The organism is Caulobacter sp. P1_B12_2, from assembly GCF_056406675.1.
The window spans coordinates 1-16,466 of the sequence record NZ_JBFTZS010000050.1; the positions used below are offsets into that span (position 1 = coordinate 1).

19 protein-coding genes are annotated in these 16,466 nt (G+C 68.4%); 5 read left to right on the top strand and 14 right to left on the bottom strand.

Annotated elements, in window-relative coordinates; all coding sequences use genetic code 11:
* The coding region (locus AC1DZ6_RS05170) for an ABC transporter transmembrane domain-containing protein (protein WP_477096119.1) at positions 1 to 952 on the bottom strand (952 nt) is incomplete at its 3' end.
* Positions 953 to 1,077: 125 nt separating this feature from the next.
* Between AC1DZ6_RS05170 and AC1DZ6_RS05175 the strand changes: the two genes are divergently transcribed.
* The 4 genes from AC1DZ6_RS05175 to AC1DZ6_RS05190 all read left to right on the top strand — a co-directional run bounded on the left by AC1DZ6_RS05175 (position 1,078) and on the right by AC1DZ6_RS05190 (position 4,548).
* A complete protein-coding gene (locus tag AC1DZ6_RS05175; protein WP_477096120.1) occupies positions 1,078 to 2,643 on the top strand; it encodes a cytochrome ubiquinol oxidase subunit I in 1,566 nt (521 codons plus the stop codon).
* 13 nt (positions 2,644 to 2,656) lie between these two features.
* Positions 2,657 to 3,799 (top strand): cytochrome d ubiquinol oxidase subunit II, encoded by a 1,143-nt coding sequence (gene cydB / locus AC1DZ6_RS05180; RefSeq protein ID WP_477096121.1) that lies wholly within the window; start codon positions 2,657 to 2,659, stop codon positions 3,797 to 3,799.
* A 29-nt stretch (positions 3,800 to 3,828) separates the two neighbouring features.
* Positions 3,829 to 3,948, top strand: coding sequence for a cytochrome bd-I oxidase subunit CydX (gene cydX, locus AC1DZ6_RS05185; RefSeq protein ID WP_477096122.1), 120 nt, complete (start codon positions 3,829 to 3,831; stop codon positions 3,946 to 3,948).
* A gap of 147 nt (positions 3,949 to 4,095) precedes the next feature.
* Positions 4,096 to 4,548 (top strand): chemotaxis protein CheW, encoded by a 453-nt coding sequence (locus AC1DZ6_RS05190; RefSeq protein WP_477096123.1) that lies wholly within the window; start codon positions 4,096 to 4,098, stop codon positions 4,546 to 4,548.
* Positions 4,549 to 4,731: 183 nt separating this feature from the next.
* On the opposite strand, the gene AC1DZ6_RS05195 is transcribed toward AC1DZ6_RS05190, so the two are convergent.
* The 12 genes from AC1DZ6_RS05195 to AC1DZ6_RS05250 all read right to left on the bottom strand — a co-directional run bounded on the left by AC1DZ6_RS05195 (position 4,732) and on the right by AC1DZ6_RS05250 (position 15,031).
* Entirely contained in the window at positions 4,732 to 5,229 is a 498-nt protein-coding gene (locus AC1DZ6_RS05195; RefSeq protein ID WP_477096124.1) for an ASCH/PUA domain-containing protein, read from the bottom strand.
* A gap of 145 nt (positions 5,230 to 5,374) precedes the next feature.
* Complete coding sequence (gene yihA, locus AC1DZ6_RS05200; RefSeq protein WP_477096125.1) at positions 5,375 to 6,019, bottom strand: ribosome biogenesis GTP-binding protein YihA/YsxC; 645 nt, start codon at positions 6,017 to 6,019, stop codon at positions 5,375 to 5,377.
* Positions 6,019 to 7,902 (bottom strand): membrane protein insertase YidC, encoded by a 1,884-nt coding sequence (gene yidC / locus AC1DZ6_RS05205; protein WP_477096126.1) that lies wholly within the window; start codon positions 7,900 to 7,902, stop codon positions 6,019 to 6,021. Before yidC ends, yihA begins: the two co-directional genes overlap by 1 nt.
* Before the next feature lie 9 nt (positions 7,903 to 7,911).
* Positions 7,912 to 8,355 (bottom strand): ribonuclease P protein component, encoded by a 444-nt coding sequence (gene rnpA, locus AC1DZ6_RS05210; RefSeq protein ID WP_477096127.1) that lies wholly within the window; start codon positions 8,353 to 8,355, stop codon positions 7,912 to 7,914.
* Between the two features lie 105 nt (positions 8,356 to 8,460).
* Complete coding sequence (gene rpmH, locus AC1DZ6_RS05215) at positions 8,461 to 8,595, bottom strand: 50S ribosomal protein L34 (RefSeq protein ID WP_012284717.1); 135 nt, start codon at positions 8,593 to 8,595, stop codon at positions 8,461 to 8,463.
* A 141-nt stretch (positions 8,596 to 8,736) separates the two neighbouring features.
* Complete coding sequence (locus AC1DZ6_RS05220) at positions 8,737 to 9,732, bottom strand: NADPH:quinone oxidoreductase family protein (protein WP_477096128.1); 996 nt, start codon at positions 9,730 to 9,732, stop codon at positions 8,737 to 8,739.
* Positions 9,733 to 9,883: 151 nt separating this feature from the next.
* A complete protein-coding gene (locus AC1DZ6_RS05225; protein ID WP_477096129.1) occupies positions 9,884 to 10,930 on the bottom strand; it encodes an alpha/beta hydrolase in 1,047 nt (348 codons plus the stop codon).
* A 49-nt stretch (positions 10,931 to 10,979) separates the two neighbouring features.
* On the bottom strand, positions 10,980 to 11,621 hold the full coding sequence (locus AC1DZ6_RS05230; RefSeq protein WP_477096130.1) for a TetR/AcrR family transcriptional regulator: 642 nt from the start codon (positions 11,619 to 11,621) through the stop codon (positions 10,980 to 10,982).
* A 51-nt stretch (positions 11,622 to 11,672) separates the two neighbouring features.
* Entirely contained in the window at positions 11,673 to 13,052 is a 1,380-nt protein-coding gene (locus AC1DZ6_RS05235) for a flavin-containing monooxygenase (RefSeq protein ID WP_477096131.1), read from the bottom strand.
* Positions 13,053 to 13,162: 110 nt separating this feature from the next.
* Positions 13,163 to 13,477, bottom strand: coding sequence for a hypothetical protein (locus tag AC1DZ6_RS05240; protein WP_477096132.1), 315 nt, complete (start codon positions 13,475 to 13,477; stop codon positions 13,163 to 13,165).
* A 34-nt stretch (positions 13,478 to 13,511) separates the two neighbouring features.
* Positions 13,512 to 14,051, bottom strand: a complete 540-nt coding sequence (locus AC1DZ6_RS05245; protein WP_477096133.1) for a hypothetical protein — start codon at positions 14,049 to 14,051, stop codon at positions 13,512 to 13,514.
* An 86-nt stretch (positions 14,052 to 14,137) separates the two neighbouring features.
* A complete protein-coding gene (locus AC1DZ6_RS05250; protein ID WP_477096134.1) occupies positions 14,138 to 15,031 on the bottom strand; it encodes a LysR family transcriptional regulator in 894 nt (297 codons plus the stop codon).
* Positions 15,032 to 15,226: 195 nt separating this feature from the next.
* Here AC1DZ6_RS05250 and AC1DZ6_RS05255 point away from each other — a divergent pair, with 195 nt between their 5' ends.
* On the top strand, positions 15,227 to 16,069 hold the full coding sequence (locus AC1DZ6_RS05255; RefSeq protein WP_477096135.1) for a Rossmann-fold NAD(P)-binding domain-containing protein: 843 nt from the start codon (positions 15,227 to 15,229) through the stop codon (positions 16,067 to 16,069).
* 129 nt (positions 16,070 to 16,198) lie between these two features.
* Here the strand turns inward: AC1DZ6_RS05255 and AC1DZ6_RS05260 are convergent.
* A partial coding sequence (locus AC1DZ6_RS05260) for a DUF72 domain-containing protein (protein ID WP_477096136.1) occupies positions 16,199 to 16,466 on the bottom strand: 268 nt, incomplete at its 5' end.

The following is a 16,466-nucleotide window of genomic DNA, read 5'->3' on the forward strand; positions in this document are numbered from 1 at the left end:
GGGTCAGGGCGGCGGCCTCAGCGGCCTGGCGGTCGTGATAGGCGGCGGCCAGGCGGCGCAGCGGGGCATAGACCTCCGGCGCCAGGGCCAGGGCGAAGAAGGCGCGCTTCAGGTCCAGCTGTTCGGGAACCGGGAAAGGCAAAAGGCGCAGCAGGTTGAAGCCGCAATAGACCGCCACCAGGGCGACCGACAGGGCGGCAAAGAACTCCAGGGCGCCCGACGACAGGAAGGCGACCCTCAGCACGCGGATCGTCCGCCGCGCCAGGTCGTCGGCCGCGACGGTCAGGTCGCGGGTCACGGCGACCTCGGCTTGGAAGGCCAGCACTACCGGCAGGGCGCGGACCCGGTCGAGGAACAGGCTGGAAAGCCGCTCCAGCGCCAGGAACTGCCGCCGGGATTCCTCGGCCGCCGCGCCGCCAGCCAGGGCCATGAWCAGGCCGAACGGAACCAGCGTGCCCAGCAGGATGCCGGCCGCGACGGGGGTGGCGACGGCGATGGCGGCGATGATCAGCAGGGGCGCGACGGCGGCGGCCAGGCGAGCCGGTTCGAAACGCGCGACGTGGCCGTCCAGGGCCTCGACCCCCTCGACCACGGCCGACAGGGCCTCGCCGCCGGTGACGCGGCCGCCCAGCACGGAGGCGACGGCGTCGTGGCGGGCCTTGGCCTTCACGCCGGCCGCGGCCTGGGCCCCGGCCTGGGCGGCGCACCGGGCCAGCCCTCCGCGCGCGACGGCGGCGAGGGCCAGCAGGACCAGCCAGGGCGCTGCGGGGGGCAAGCCGCGCGGCAGGGCGTCGATGGCCAGGGCCAGGCCGGCGGCGAAGGCGATCGCGGTCGGGACGTCGGCCAGCAACCAGAGCGGCGCGGTCTTCACGGTCCGCCCGCCGCCCTTGCTCAGCGCCTTCAGCCAGGGTCGCGCGACGGCGTCGAGCTGGGCGGTGAAACTGGCGGACATGGACCGTTATTAGGGACTGGGAACGGGAGCGTCCTTGATCCGGATCAAAGCGCGCTGGTCACGACGCGTCTAGAGGTGGATGGTCCTTGGCGCGATTGATCGCCAAACGACTACCGGAGCGCTGCATGGATCCCGCCGTCGTCGACCTCTCCCGCCTGCAGTTCGCCCTGACGGCGCTGTACCACTTCCTGTTCGTGCCCCTGACCCTGGGCCTCTCCTTCATGCTGGTGATCATGGAGAGCGTCTATGTGATGACCAAGCGGCCCATCTGGAAAACCACGACGCGGTTCTGGGGCACGCTGTTCGGCATCAATTTCGTGCTCGGCGTCGCCACCGGGCTAACCATGGAGTTCCAGTTCGGGATGAACTGGTCCTACTACTCGCACTATGTCGGCGACATCTTCGGCGCGCCGTTGGCCATCGAGGGGCTGATGGCCTTCTTCCTCGAGGCCACGTTCGTGGGGCTGATGTTCTTCGGCTGGGACAAGCTGAAGCCGGTGCAGCATCTGCTGGTCACCTTCCTGGTGGCCTTGGGCACCAATCTGTCGGCCCTGTGGATCCTGATCGCCAACGGCTGGATGCAGAACCCGGTCGGCGCGGCCTTCAATCCCGACACGATGCGGATGGAGGTGGTCGACTTCAAGGCGGTGATCTTCAATCCCGTCGCGCAGGCGAAGTTCGTGCATACGGTCAGCGCCGGGTACACAATCGCCGCGGTCTTCGTGCTGGGGGTCAGCGCCTGGTACCTGCTGAAGGGCCGCTATGTGAGCGTGGCCAAGCGCTCGCTGACCGTGGCCGCCGCCTTCGGTCTGGCCTCGTCGCTGTCGGTGGTCGTGCTGGGCGACGAGAGCGGTTACGCCCTGACCGACAACCAGAAAATGAAGCTCGCGGCCCTGGAGGCCATGTGGGAGACCGAGCCCGCCCCGGCCGGCCTGACCGCCTTCGGCATCCCCGACCTGAAGAACCGCACGACCCACGCCGAGATCAAGGTGCCCTATGTGCTGGGCCTGATCGCCACCCGCAGCCTGGATCGGCCCGTGGCCGGCATCTTCGAGCTGGTGGCCCAGGCCGAGACCCGGATCGAAAGCGGCCTAGTCGCCTACAACGCGCTGGAGACCCTGAAGGTCAATCCAACCGACCTGGCGGCGCGCGGGGTGTTCGAGACCCACCGCCGCGATCTCGGCTACGCCCTGCTGCTCAAGCGCCACCTCGCCGACCCGCGAACGGCCGACAAGGCGTTGATCGCCAAGACCGCCTGGGACACCGTGCCCAATGTGCCGGTGATGTTCTGGTCGTTCCGGATCATGGCCGGCATCGGCGTCCTGATGATCGCCCTGTTCGCCACGGCCTTCGTGCTGGTCACCCTGCGCAAGCACAACACCCGCTGGTTCCTGATGATCGCGGTGGCGGCCCTGCCGCTGCCCTGGATCTCGACCGAGCTGGGTTGGGTGCTGGCCGAGGTCGGGCGTCAGCCCTGGGCGGTGGAGGGCGTGCTGCCGACCTTCCTGGCCCCCTCGTCGCTCAGCGTGGCCCAGATCCTGACCAGCATCGTGGTCTTCACCCTGCTGTACGGCGCCCTGGCGGTCGTCGAGGTCGGGCTGATCCTCAAGACCATCAAGAAGGGTCCGTTCGCGGATCAGGAAGCCTTCCCATCCGGTCATGTCGCCCCGGCCGGCGAAGCCGTGGCCTAGGAGAAAGCGGATCATGGAACTCCCAATCGACTATCCGACTCTGCGCCTGATCTGGTGGGGCCTGCTGGGCGTGCTGCTGATCGGCTTCGCCCTGACCGACGGCTTCGACATGGGCGTCGGCGCGCTGCTGCCTTTCGTCGCCAGGACCGACGAGGAGCGCCGCATGGTGATCAACACCGTCGGCGCCACCTGGGAAGGCAACCAGGTGTGGTTCATCACCGGCGGAGCCTCGATCTTCGCGGCCTGGCCCCTGGTCTACGGCGTCAGCTTCTCGGGCTTCTACCTGGCCATCTTCCTGGTGCTGGTGGCGATGATCCTGCGGCCAGTCGGCTTCAAGTACCGCTCCAAGCGGCCCGACCCGCGCTGGCGGACCTTCTGGGACTGGGCGCTGTTCACCGGCAGCTTCGTGCCGGTGCTGGTGTTCGGCGTGGCGGTCGGCAACGTGCTGCAGGGCGCGCCGTTCAAGCTGGATGGCGATCTGCGCAGCACCTACCACGGCGCGTTCTTCGCCCTGTTCACCCCTTTCACCCTGGTCTGCGGCCTGCTGTCGGTGGCCATGCTGGTGCTGCACGGCGCGGCCTGGCTGGGCGTGAAGGCCGAGGATGGCGTGGTGCAGGACCGCGCCCGCCGGTTCGGCACGGGCGCCGGGATCGCCAGCCTGTTGCTGTTCCTGGTGGGCGGCCTGCTGGCCACGCGGCTGGGCTTCCGCATCGAGGGCGCGTTCGACCCCGCCGCCCCGTCCAATCCGCTGCGGATGGCGACCGTCGCCGCGCCGGGCGCGTGGTTCGACAATTTCGGCCGCTACCCCTGGATGTTGATCGCGCCGGTCCTGGGCTTCCTGGGCGCGATCGTCGCGCTGCTGGGCCTGTGGCGGCGGTCAGCGGCCCTGGCGTTCGGCGGCTCGTCGGCTTCGGCGGCCGGGATCGTGGCCACGGTCGGCCTGTCGATGTTCCCGTTCATCCTGCCCAGCACGATCGATCCGCGGTCCAGCCTGACGGTGTGGAACGCCTCGTCCAGCCACCTGACCCTGTTCATCATGCTGATCGTCGTCGTGGTGCTGATGCCGCTGGTGCTGCTCTACACCGCCTGGGTCTACCGGGTGCTGTGGGGCCGCACGAGCACGGCGGCGCTGAAGACCGACCCCTCTCTCTACTAAGAACGGCCCTGTACTGAGGAGATTTCGCGATGTGGTACTTCACCTGGGTCCTCGGTCTTGGCCTGGCGGTCGCCTTCGGGGTGCTGAACGGCGTCTGGTACGAGTTCAACCTGACCGACGAGGGCGACATCGGGGCATCGGAGCCGTAGCGTCCGGCAGCTCGACCGCGACAATTCGGCGCGCGGTTATGACTTGGCTATTAACCGTTATTAAACGGCGCTCGGGCTCTTGTGACAGCCGACGCGAAACCGGCTTTCGGCCTTCGCGGCAAGACCTTTGAGCCTCGGGATCCGACCATGACCGACCACGCCGAACCCGCCCTGGAGCTGATCTCGTTCTGCATCGGCGAGCAGGAGTTCTGCATCGACGTCAAGACGGTCCGCGAGATCCGCGGCTGGACCCCGGCCACCCCGATCCCGCACGCGCCGAGCTTCCTGAAGGGCGTGATCAACCTGCGCGGCGCGATCATGCCGGTCATCGATCTTCGCAACCGCCTGGGCCTGGGCGTCACCGTTCCGGAGACCCGCCACGTCATCGTCGTGGTCGAGTGCCAGGACCGCCTGGCCGGCATCCTGGTCGACGCCGTCAGCGAGACCTTCACCGTGTCGCGCGACCACCTGCAGCCGACCCCGGACCTGGGCGCCGACGAACTGCGGTTCATCCAGGCGATCATCTCGCTGGACAGCCGCCTGATCACCTATCTGAAGATGGACGACGTCTTCCCGGCCCAGGTCAGCCAGGCGGCGTAAGTTTCCGCCTTACGGCCGGAACGACAAAAGGGCGGACCGCGAGGTTCGCCCTTTTTCGTGTCCAGAACGATTGTCATGCCGGACAAGCGAAGCACCGATCCGGGACCGCCGGAAGCGCTGAGTTCACGCATCGGTCCCGGATTTTCGCGCCGCGCGCTCGTCCGGGATGACAGCGTCAGGGCGCTACTTCCCCAGCACGATCTTGGCCGCCGCCGCGTGGAAGGCGGCCTCGGTTTCGGCGGCGGCCGCCACGGCGTTGTGGCGGTCGGCGGCGACCGACATGGGCGCGCGGCCGGTGGTGGGGGCGGCGTAGCTCTGGGCCACCTTGCGGGCGTCCTGGGCGCGCAGGGCGGCGTTGTTGGAGGTGGTCTCGTGCCAGTGCGCCAGCTGCTGCGCCGTCAGGGCGCCGTTGGTGGGGAGGTCGCCATGGTGCACCACCTCGCCGAAGCCGATGGCCACGAAGCCGTGGATCACCCCGTAGTCCTCTTCCGACAGCAGGAAGGTGATCTGCCGCTCCTCGACCTGGCCGGTATAGGTGTCCTGCTCGGGATCGAACTCGCGCAGCACCAGCACGTCGCCCACCGCGAACTCGCGGTCGTTGCGGCGGATCTCGAAGCGCTTCTTGCCCGAGCGCACGGCGGCGAAATACTGGGGCCAGGTCTTCAGTTCGTGACGGGTCATGGGGATTCTTCGGGGTGTTCGGGAAATAGGAAGGCGTGGCCTTAGCGGCCGGATCTGGCTGCAAGGTTAAGGCGGAAGCGTGTTGTTGTGGACTCTCCAACTTCCGTCTCCCCGGCCTTCGCCGAGAAAACGGACGTGCGTTGAGCTAGCCCAGGCAGACCCGGGCGATCTCGGCGCGCAGCTCGGGCAGGCCGTCGCCCTTTTCCGACGAGGTGGCCAGCACCTTGGGGAAGGCGGCGGGACGCTTGGCGATGGCCTTCTGGGTGGCGGCGACCACGGCCTCAACCTCGGCCGGCTTGATCTTGTCGGCCTTGGTCAGCACGATCTGGTAGGARACCGCCGCGACGTCCAGGGCGTCCAGCGCCTCGGCGTCGACGGCCTTCAGCCCGTGGCGGGCGTCGATCAGCAGATAGACCCGCTTCAGGTTCACCCGGCCGCGCAGATAGGCGCGGCCCAGGTCCTGGAACTTGTCGGCCACGGTCTTGGACACCCGCGCGAAGCCGTAGCCCGGAAGGTCGACCAGGCGCAGCTTCTCGGCCAGCACGAAGAAGTTGACCTCCCGCGTGCGGCCCGGCGAGTTCGAGGCCCGGGCCAGGTGGTTCTGGTTGACCAGGCCGTTGATCAGGCTGGACTTGCCGACATTGGAGCGGCCSGCGAAGGCCACTTCCGGGAAGTCGGCGGTGGGCATGCCGTCCATCTTCACCGCGCCCATCATGAACAGGCACGGCTGGGCGAACAGCACGCGGGCCGCCTCGATCTCGTCGTCGGTGAAGGCGAGTTCGTCGATCATCAGGTGACCTCGACGGTCTTGCCGCGCAGGCGATTGACCAGCTGGTCGATCGGGTTGTCGACCTTGTAGCGGTGCATGATGATGTACTGCTGGATGATCGTCAGCACGTTGCTCCAGCACCAGTAGATCACCAGGCCCACCGCGAAGCCCGACAGGGTGAAGGTGAAGATGATCGGGAAGAACTGGAAGATCTTCTGCTGGATGGGGTCGCCGGCCGGCGGGTTCATCGCCGTGGTCAGCCACATGGTGAAGCCGTACAGCAGCGGCCAGACGCCCAGGTGGGCGATCGAGGCGCCCAGGATCGGCAGGGTGGCGGGATCCCAGTGGATCAGGCCGAACAGGTTGAACAGGGTGGTCGGCTCCGGCGCCGACAGGTCGACGATCCAGCCGAAGAACGGCGCGTGCCGCATCTCGATGGTCACCGTCAGCACCTTGTACAGCGAGTAGAAGATCGGGATCTGGATGAGCATGGGCACGCAGCCCATCATCGGATTGATCTTCTCCTTGGCGTACAGGCCCATCATCTCCTGCTGCTGTTTGGCGGGATCGTCCTTGTGCTTGGCCTTCAGCTTCTCGACCTCGGGGGCGATCTTCTTCATCTTCGCCATCGACTCGTAGCTCTTGTCGGCCAGCGGGAAGAGGATCAGCTTCAGGGTTACGGTCAGCAGCATGATGGCCACGCCGAAGTTGCCCACCAGCTTGTAGAAGATCTCCAGGATATTGAAGATCGGCCGGGTGATGATCTCGAACATGCCCCAGTCGACGGCCTTGTCGAAGTTGGGGATTACGTTGGGGGGGCGGTTCCAGAACTGCCACCAGACCACCGGCTTGCCGCCGTACTGATAGCGGGTCAGCAGCGGCACGGTCTTGGCGCCGGCGAACAGGCGGGTGGAATTGGTGATCGTGGCGCCGGCCGCCAACGATTGCGGCGCGCCGGTGAAGGCCGATTCATAGACGTCGACGCCGCTGACCGGCTTCACCTGGAAGCGGCCTTTGATCATCTCGGATTGCTCGGGAACGAGGGCCGCCAGCCAGTACTTGTCGGTCATGCCGATCCAGCCCCCCTTAGAGGCGAGGTCGGTTTGAAGCGGCTTGTCCTTCTTCCACTTCGGGTACTTGGCCTGGTTCTGAAGCAGGTACTTGCCTTCCTTGACGCCGTCGATGCCGCCCAGCACGCCGATGCCGCCTTCGTAGACGATCTGGGTCTTGCCCAGGCCGTGCGGGCCTTCGGTCGGAATGCCCTGGCGCTGGACCGAGGCGTAGGGGGCCAGGGCCACGGCCGCGCCGCCCTGGTTACGGACGGTGTCGGCGACGGTGAACATGGCGTCGGCGTCGACCGAGATGGTGCGGGTGAACACCAGGCCCTGGCCGTTGTCATAGGTCAGGACGACCGGCGYGGTCGGGCGCAGAACCTGGCCGGGGGCGGCCGTCCACACGGTCTGGGGCGTGGGCAGGCCGGTCATGCCGGCGATTCCCGCCCAGCCGAAATCGGCGAACCAAGCGTTCTCGGCGCCCTCGGGGCGGAACAGCTCGACCGGCGGCGAATTCTTGTCGCTGGTCTGGGTGTAGCGCTTGAGCCAGAGGTCGTCGATCCGGGCGCCCTTCAGGGCGATCGAGCCCGACAGGGCTGGGGTGTCGACGGCGATGCGCGGGCTCTGGGCCTTGGCGGCTTCGCGCGACAGCTTCAGCGGCTGGGGCAGTCCGTCGGCGCCGAGGGTCATGCCCGGCTGGGCGGCGATCTGGGCCTCGGCGATCTTCTTGGCGCGAAGCTCGGCCTCGCGCTGTTTCTGCTGCGGACCCAGCACCAGGAACTGGTAGCCGATCAGGATCGAAAACGCGCAGACGAGGAACATCAGCGTGTTTTTGTTGGAGTCGTTCTGCATGGGTTGGACTTAACCAGAAACGGAGGAATCGGACGCGGCAGGGGCGTGCGGTACGGGCGTCGCGCCCGGGCCCGCGCGATCGAGGTCGGCTGCGAGGCTTATCAGCGCGGTTTTAACATCGTCAAGCAAACGCCCCCATGCCCGCTGGCCGGTTCCGCCGCGGGCGATGAACACATAGTCGCAACTGGGGCGGCCATGAAGGGGGAGAAGCAGTCTGGCGGCCTCGCGCAGGCGTCTTTTGGCGCGATTTCGCTCGACGGACCCGCCGATTTTCTTGGTGGCGGTGAATCCGACCCGGATCAGCGGATCGGCGTCGTGGCGCGGGCGCATCTGCATGAAGACCGCGCCGCGCGCCAGATTGGGCGCCTTGGCGGCCCTCAGGAAGTCCGGACGCTTCTTCAGGCGTTCGATCTTCACGGGTTTGGGCGATGGCGGAAGCTGGGCTTCGGTCATGAAAAAAGCCGCCCTTTCCGGCGCAGGCGCGGAGCCTGTTTGGAGGAGAGAGCGGCTTTCATCATGGTCTAGGTTCCCGCCGAATTGAAGACGGGAGAAAGGCTGTTAGGCCGTCAGGCGCTTACGGCCCTTGGCGCGGCGACGCGCAACGATCTTTTGGCCGTTCTTGGTGGCCATACGCGCGCGGTAGCCGTGACGGCGGGCTCGCACGAGCTTCGACGGCTGGAATGTCCGCTTCACGAGGTGGCTCCGATAATAATGGGACGCGAGGGCCGAAGGGCCTCCGCGAGTGAGGGGCGGTGGATAAGGGAAGGGGCGGGCGCTGTCAACATGAGTCGAACCAAGGGGTTGTACGAACTGCCCGCCAGGGAGCCGCGCGCCTCACAGGTCCGGCCGGATCACCGCCTTACCGATCACCTGCCGGTTCGCCAAGAGTTCGAACGCCTCGCGCCAGCGCTCCAGCGGCAGTTCCGCATGCACGTGAGGCCGGATGACGCTTTCATCAGCCATCCGCCAAATCGTCTCGGCGTTCTCGCGGCCCTTCTCCGGGAACTGTCGGCCGTACTCGCCGGCCCGCACGCCCATCACCGAGAAGCCCTTGATCAGCGGCATGTTGACCGAGACGTTGGGGATGCGGCCAGAGGTGAAGCCGATCACCAGCAGCCGGCCGTCGAAGGCGATGCAGCGGATGCTCTCGTCGAACACGTCGCCGCCGACCGGGTCGTAGATCACGTCGGCCCCGCGCCCGCCGGTGATGTCCTTCACGCGCTCGCGGAAGCCACCGGTGACGTTGACCACGGCGTCGGGGGCGTACAGGGCCTGGATCGCCGCCAGCTTGTCGTCAGAGGCCGAGGCGGCGATCACTCGCGCGCCCAGGGCCTTGGCCAGGTCCACGGCCGCCAGACCCACCCCGCCGGCCGCGCCGTGCACCAGCACCCACTCGCCGGGCTCCAGCCGCGCCCGGCGGACCAGGGCGACATAGGCCGTGAGGTAGGCCGCGCCWTAGGCCGCCGCCTCGGCGAACGACAGCCGCGCGGGCTTGGGCTTGAGGGCGCCGGCCGACAGCACGGCATATTCCGCGAACCCGCCCAGCCGCGCGCCGCCGACCACGGCGTCGCCCGCGTTCCACCCGGTCACGCCTTCGCCCAGGGCCGCGATTTCGCCCGCCAGGTCCAGGCCGGGCGTGAAGGGCAGGGGCGGCTTGAACTGGTATTCGCCCCGGGTCATCAGCAGGTCGGGGAAGTTGACGCTGGCGGCGCGCACGCGGACCAGCGCCTCTCCGGGGCCGGGCGTGGGTTGGGGGACCTCGCGGACCGAGCAGCCCGAAAAGTCTTCGCTCAGGTTTTCGACGACGAGGGCGCGCATGGTGTCGGTCATGAATCCCACCAACTTCCGCTCATCCCGGCGAAGGCCGGGACCCAGATCCCAAAGCGGGGTGGCTGATGGGACGAACTCGGCGCTTTTGGCGTGAGCCCCAAAGCCATTCCATCTGGGTCCCGGCCTTCGCCGGGATGAGCGGATTTAAAAGCTAGGCTTTCGAAGCGTCGAACGCCGCCCGCACCAGCCGCGCCACCTCGCGACACGCCGCGTCGGCCGCCGGCACGGCGCCGGTGAACGCCGTGAACCCGTGCGCCAGACTGTCGTAGCAGCGATAGGTGGTCGGCACGCCGGCCGCGACCAGGCGCTTGGCGTAGGCCTCGCCCTGGTCGACCAGCGGGTCGAAGCCGGCGGTGATCACCACGGCCGGGGCCAGGCCCGACAGGTCGGCGGCCTTGTCCGGCGACAGACGCGGATCGGCCGGGTCGGCGTCGGGGCCCATATAGTGGCCCATGAACCAGTCCATGATCGGCCGGCTGAGCGGATAGGCGTCGCCATAGGTGGTCATCGACGCCGTCTCGCTGGCCACGTCGACGGCCGGATAGATCAGCAGCTGGAGGGCCGGCTGGGCCTCGCCCAGGCGCTTCATCTCCTGGGCGACGATGGCCGAGAAGTTGCCGCCCATCGAGTCGCCGCCGATCGCCGCCGTGCCGGGGGCGGCTCCGAACCGTGCGGCGTTGTCGCGGCCCCAGCGGAAGGCGGCCTGCACGTCGTCTAGACCGGCCGGGAAGCGGTGGTCGGGCGCCAGGCGGTAGTCGACCGACAGCACCGCCGTGCGGGCGATGCGGGCCAGGATCCCGCAGAAGGCGTGGCAGGTCTCCAGGTCGCCGATCACCCCGCCGCCGAAGTGGGCGAAGACGATCAGCGGCGCGCTGCTGTCCTGGTCGGCCGGGCGATAGGCGCGCAGCTTGATCGAACCGTTCGGGCCGTCGATCGACAGGCTCTCGTTGCGCACGCCTGGTTCCGGCGGCCCGCTCATCGCGGTCAGGCCCTGGGCGCTGGCGGCGCGGGCCTGGTCCGGCGCCAGGCTGGTCAGGGACGGCATCTTGGCGGCGGCCGCGGCCAGGAACTGGAAGCGCGGATCCAGGGTCCGCCCGCCGCGATAGACGCTCCCCCCGCCCGACATCACCCGCAGCACCGGGCTGGGCAGCGACATCAGGACCTTGAGGATGAATTTCTGGACGGCGGGGTCGGCCATTCGGGCTCTTTCTTGCTTCCTTGGGGTGTCGCGGTCGCCGAGGGCTGGACTAGGGCCGGGGCAGGGCGGGCAGGCCGCCCAGGATCATCCGGACGGCGAAGTCGGCGGCGCCGTCGACGTCGATCGGCCGGCGCTCCAGCATCTTGTCGCCGACCTCGCGGGCCACGGCGATGCAGGCGGCGGCGAAGTAGTCCAGGTCGACGGCCGGGGCGTGGTCGAGCTCCAGCACCTTGGCCAAGGCGGCGTGGACCTCGTCGAACACCGCCTGGATCTCGGGCGTGGCGCGGGCGTGGGGAAACACCTCGCCGGCCGGCCGGTTGATCCGCCAGCTCTCGTGCTCGCCCGCCAGGAACTCGAAATAGGCGCGGACGGCCCCGCGCAGGAAGCTCTCGAAGTCGACCGCCCGTTCGGACTCGGCCCGCAGGATCGGCCGGAACCGCCGCGCGCCGTCGTCGGCCAGGGCGTCGAACACTTCTTCCTTGGACTTGTAGTAGTTGTAGAAGGTGCCGCTGGCCAAACCCGTGCGGCGGATGATGTCGCGCACCGTGGCGGCCTCGTAGCCCAGCTCGCCGAACACCGCCCGCGCCGCGTCGAGGATCGCCTGGCGGTTGGCGACCTTGGTGCGTTCGCGCTTGCCGGGGCGGTTGTCCTCCGCGACCGGGCGGGTGGGGAAATAGGCGATGTTCGACATCGGACGCGACTCGTGGCGAGGCCCAGATGACGCCCCGTCATGATTTCAGCCTCATTCCGCCGCCAGTGGCAAGGATTCCGACGCGCGGGCCAAAACCGGTAAGGCGCCGCCCGTCGCCCGCGCTCTTTTCTCGCCCGCCGCGATCTCCTTCTTGAGGTCGGCGCAATAGACCCCGAAGTCGACCTGAATGGTGTGGCGGGCCGAGGCGTAATACTGGCCGGTGTGGCGCTCTTCGTCCTTGGCGGTGATCTTCGCCATCTCGGCGACGGACGGCGGGGCGTAGCGGCCGGTCAGGTAGCCGGCGACCAGCTTGGACTGCTGCTCGGCGAAATTGACCAGGGTCGGCAGGGCCTGGGCCAGGCCCATGTAGAAGAGGTCGGGCACGCCGGGCTTCATCATCCGCTTGAACAGCGGCAGCTTGTGATCCGCGTCGGGGACCAGGTCCGGATCGTCTAGGAACGGGAAGCTGATCTTGTAGCCGGTGGCGAAGACGATGACGTCGACCGCCTCGACGCTGTCGTCGGCGAAGCGGACCTGGCGGCCCTCCAGCGCCTTGATCGCCGGCTTGAAGGTGATGTCGCCGCAGCCCGCTCGGGTCAGGAACTCGCCGCTGACCGAGGGATGGGCCTCCAGCGGCTCGTGGTCGGGCTTGGGCAGGCCGTAGTCCTCCATCTTGCCGACATGCTTGCGGATCAGCGAACGGACGATCTTCAGGCCCAGCTTGCGCGGCATCCACGGCGGCATGGCCGACTTGTCCGACGGCTTGCCGTTCAGATATTTCGGGAACACCCAGACCCCGCGCCGGGCCGAGACGATCAGCTTGCCGGCGATCGGGCGCTGCGCCAGCTCGCTGGCGATATCCATGGCCGAATTGCCCATGCCGACGACGACCACGGTCTTGCCGCGCATGTCGACCGGATCGAACGGGTCGCTATAGGCGTGGGCGTGGAAGGCGGGGCCGTCGAACGTGCCCGGATACTCCGGAACACGCGGGTCCCAGTGGTGGCCGTTGGCGACGATCAGCACGTCGTAGAGCCGGGTCTCGCCGGTCGACAGGGTCACCGCCCACAGGCCGTCCTTGGTGCGCGCGGCGCGCAGCACCTTGGTGTTGAAGGTGATGGTCTCGCGTAGGCCGAAGTGGGCGACGTAGGCCTTGAAGTAGGCCAGGACCTGGCTGTGGTGCGGGAAGTCGGGCCAGTCGGCCGGAACCGGGAAATCCTCGAAGGCCAGTCGCCACTTCGAGGTGTCGATGTGCAGGCTCTCGTAGCAGGCCGACAGACCGTTGGGGTTCTTGTAGTACCAGTTGCCGCCCACGTCGTCGGAGGCCTCGAAGCAATCGTAGGGGACGCCGGCGTCCTTCAGCCGCTTGGCGGTGGTGAAGCCGCTGCAGCCCGCGCCGATGATGCAGGCTTTGGGCAGTGCCGACGCCATGACGTCCTCCCTGACTTATCGTTGTTCAGGTGAGCGTATCAGCGTTATGCGAGGCGTCAAACTGCCCTTGGGGCAGCAGTGGGGGGGGCGCAGTGGGGGCAGCCGCGCGATCAGTTGCCGCGCGGCGAATAGGTGGCCGTGCAGCGGGTCTTGCACTGCATCCACTGGGTCGGGCAGCCGTCGTCGTCGCCACTGGCCCGGCAGAAGAAGTAGGTGCGGTTGCAGGACGAGCGGCACTGGTCGGGGTCGCGTCCCGACGATGCGCCGGTCAGCGGGATCAGCGGCGGCGGCAGGGCGGGGCTGTCGTCCGGGGCCGGGGCGCTGCTCGACACGGCCGAGACGACGCGCGTCGGCTTGGCCGTCTGGGCGACGGCCGAACCGGAGACGGCGGCGAGGATCAGCAGGCAGGCGAGGGCGCGGCGCATGACCTTGGTCTAGCCGCTCGCCGTTGAGGTTTGGTTAACTACGTTTTCCGGCCGAGGGGCAGGGGATGCGCGTCGCCTCGTAGTGGGCGAAGACCTGCGCCTTGTCGCCGTCGCGGGCGGTGATCCGCCATTCCAGCTTATCGCCCGCCAGCGTCCAGCGATTCAGGAAGCTGGAGGGCGGATAGGGATAGGCGATCTCGAAGCCGTCCTCGCGAACCGCGCCCGCGCCGGTGGCCGTGTAGTCGCCGCCGAAGCTGTCGGCCCAGAAGCTCGTCAGGGTCGCGGGAAAGGCTCCCTTGGGCGCGCGGGCTCCGATCACCAGGTGGGCGGCGTAGCGGTCGGCGGGATCGGCCTTGGCCTGGCTTTCCGTCTCGATCAGGAACATCGCGCCCAGGGCGATCGATTTGGCCGTGAGGGCAAGCGTCACCGGCTTCCCCATCACCTCGCCCGTTCCGCTCCAGCAGCCCTCCAGCGCCTTCACCTGGGCGGGGAGCTGGGGCGGCGGGGCGTCCTGCGCCAAGGCCGGTCCTGCCGCCAGCGACAGCAACCCGGAGAGCACCTGCGAAACCTTCATCCCCGTCCCCTCGATTCCTGGTCAAGTTCGCGTTCAATGGCCTGACTCGGCGGCTATATTCCAGGCGGAACGACGGGCTTCTTCGCTCAGGGCTGCGACGTCGCCAGGAACCCAGCCAACCCCTCGGCCAGGTGGTCGAACAGCGTGCGCATCCGCAGTGTGGCGCGCAGGTCCTCGTGCATGACCAGCCAGACGGGCAGGTCGAAGCCGATCTGGCCGGGAAGGAGCGGGACCAGGTCGGGATCGCGGCGGGCTATGCCGTGCTGGATGAAGCCGATTCCGAAGCCGGCGCGGACCGCGGCCAGTTGGGCCAGGTCGCTGTCGGCGCGGAAGGCGAAGCCCTGCGGCGGCAGCGGCACGCGCTGGACCAGGCCGCGCAGAAACGGTGTGCCCTTGTCGAAGCCGACCACCGCATGGTCGCGCAGATCGTTCAGGGTGGCGGGAACGCCCTCGGCCTCGAGATAGCGGCGATGGGCGTAGAGGCCCAGGTGGGTGTCGGCCAGGCGGCGGGCGACCAGGGCGTCCTGGGTCGGGCGGACCATGCGCACGGCGATGTCGGCCGCGCCGCGCAGCAGGTCCTGCTGCTGGTTGTCCAGCGACAGCTCGACCGCCACGCCGGGGTGCTTGGGACGGAAGGCGGCCAGGATGCTCGGCAACACCTCGGCGCCGATGATCTCGCTGGCCGTCAGGCGGACCACGCCGCGCGCGGTGTCGCCGGCCCCGGACGCCGCGCGGACCAGGGCGCTGGCCGCGCCGGCCATGGCCTGGGCGTGGGGCGCGAGGTCGAGGGCGGCGTCGGTGGGCTTCAGCCCTTGCGGCGAACGCGTGAACAGGGCCACGCCCAAGGCGCGCTCCAGCTCGGCGACCTGGCGGCCCAGGGTCGGCTGGGTCAGGCCCAGGGCCCGGGCGGCTGCCGACAGGCTGCCCTCGGTCATCACCGCCAGGAAGGCGCGGTACAGGCTCCAGTCTGGATCGCTCATGCATTTATGCATGGCAGATCAAGAGAGTTCGTCAATTCCCGTTTGCCTCACCGTGACTGATCTTGTCGTCATCAACCCCGGAACGACGGAGACCGACATGACCACGACCCAGCAACGCATCGCCCTGGTGATCGGCGCGACCGGCGGCATCGGGGGCCGGCCCGCAACGGGATCGAGTGGATCGAGGGCGACGCCATGATCGCCGCCGACGTCGCCCGCGCGGCCCGGGGCGTGGGGCTCATCGTCCACGCCGCCAACCCGCCCGGCTATCGGAACTGGGGCAAGCTGGTGCTGCCGATGATCGACAACACCATCGCCGCCGCCAAGGCCGAGGGCGCGCGGATCCTGCTGCCGGGCACGGTCTACAATTTCGGCCTGGAGACCTTCCCGCTGATCGACGAGACCGCGCCGCRAAACCCGACCACCCGCAAGGGCAAGATCCGGGTCGAGATGGAGCGGCGGCTGAAGGCGGCCTCGGCGCAAGGCGCGTCGGTGCTGATCGTCCGGGCCGGCGACTTCTTCGGGCCGCACGCCGGCAACAACTGGTTCGGCCAGATGGTGGTCAAGCCGGGCGCGCCGRTGAAGTCGGTGACCGAGCCCTCCAGCCGGGGCCTGGCCCACGCCTGGGCCTATCTGCCGGACCTGGCCGAGACCATGGCCCGGATGCTGGACCGCGCCGACCGTCTCGCGGCCTTCGAGGTCTTCCACTTCGGCGGCCATCTGCTGGGCTGGGGGGAGATGGCGGCTTCGGTGGGGCGCGTGACGGGGCAGCCGAAACTGTCGGTCATGAGCTTCCCGTGGTGGCTGATCGTAGGGTTGTCGCCGGTCGTGCCTGTCTTCAGTGAGATGGCCGAGATGCGTTACCTGTGGCGTGAACCGCTTGTGCTGGACGACCGCAAGCTCCGGGCGTTCCTGGGCGACGTGCCTCACACGCCGCTGGATGCGGCGGTGGCGGCCAGTTTGCGGGCGCTGGGGTGCTTGGATCACCCTCTCCCAGAGGGAGAGGGCGGGGCCCGCCGCGTAGCGGTGGGAGGGTGAAGGGGTGCGCCGTCACCGATTTCTCACGAACGCTCTGCCGACACGCCGTCTGACGTCTAAACCCCTCACCCTCCCAGACTTCGTCTGGGTCCCTCCCTCTCCCTCTGGGAGAGGGTTTCGGTGGGGGGACTACTTCTTCAGCTTCTCGATCAGCGCCATAGCCGCGGCCGGGTTCCTCACCTTCGCTCCGGCGATGAAATAGGCGAAGACGTCGCCGCGCTTGGCCCAGGCTAGGGTCTGCTTGGCGATGCGATCCAGCTCGTCGGAGGTCATGCCTGTCGGCTCGTCAGGCTTGCTGGACATCRGGCGGGCATAGGTGAAGTCGGCCGTCGGCTCGTCGATGCAGGGCCAGGTCGGCTCTTCGTCATCCTCGGCATAGACGATGGCCGCGCCGTAC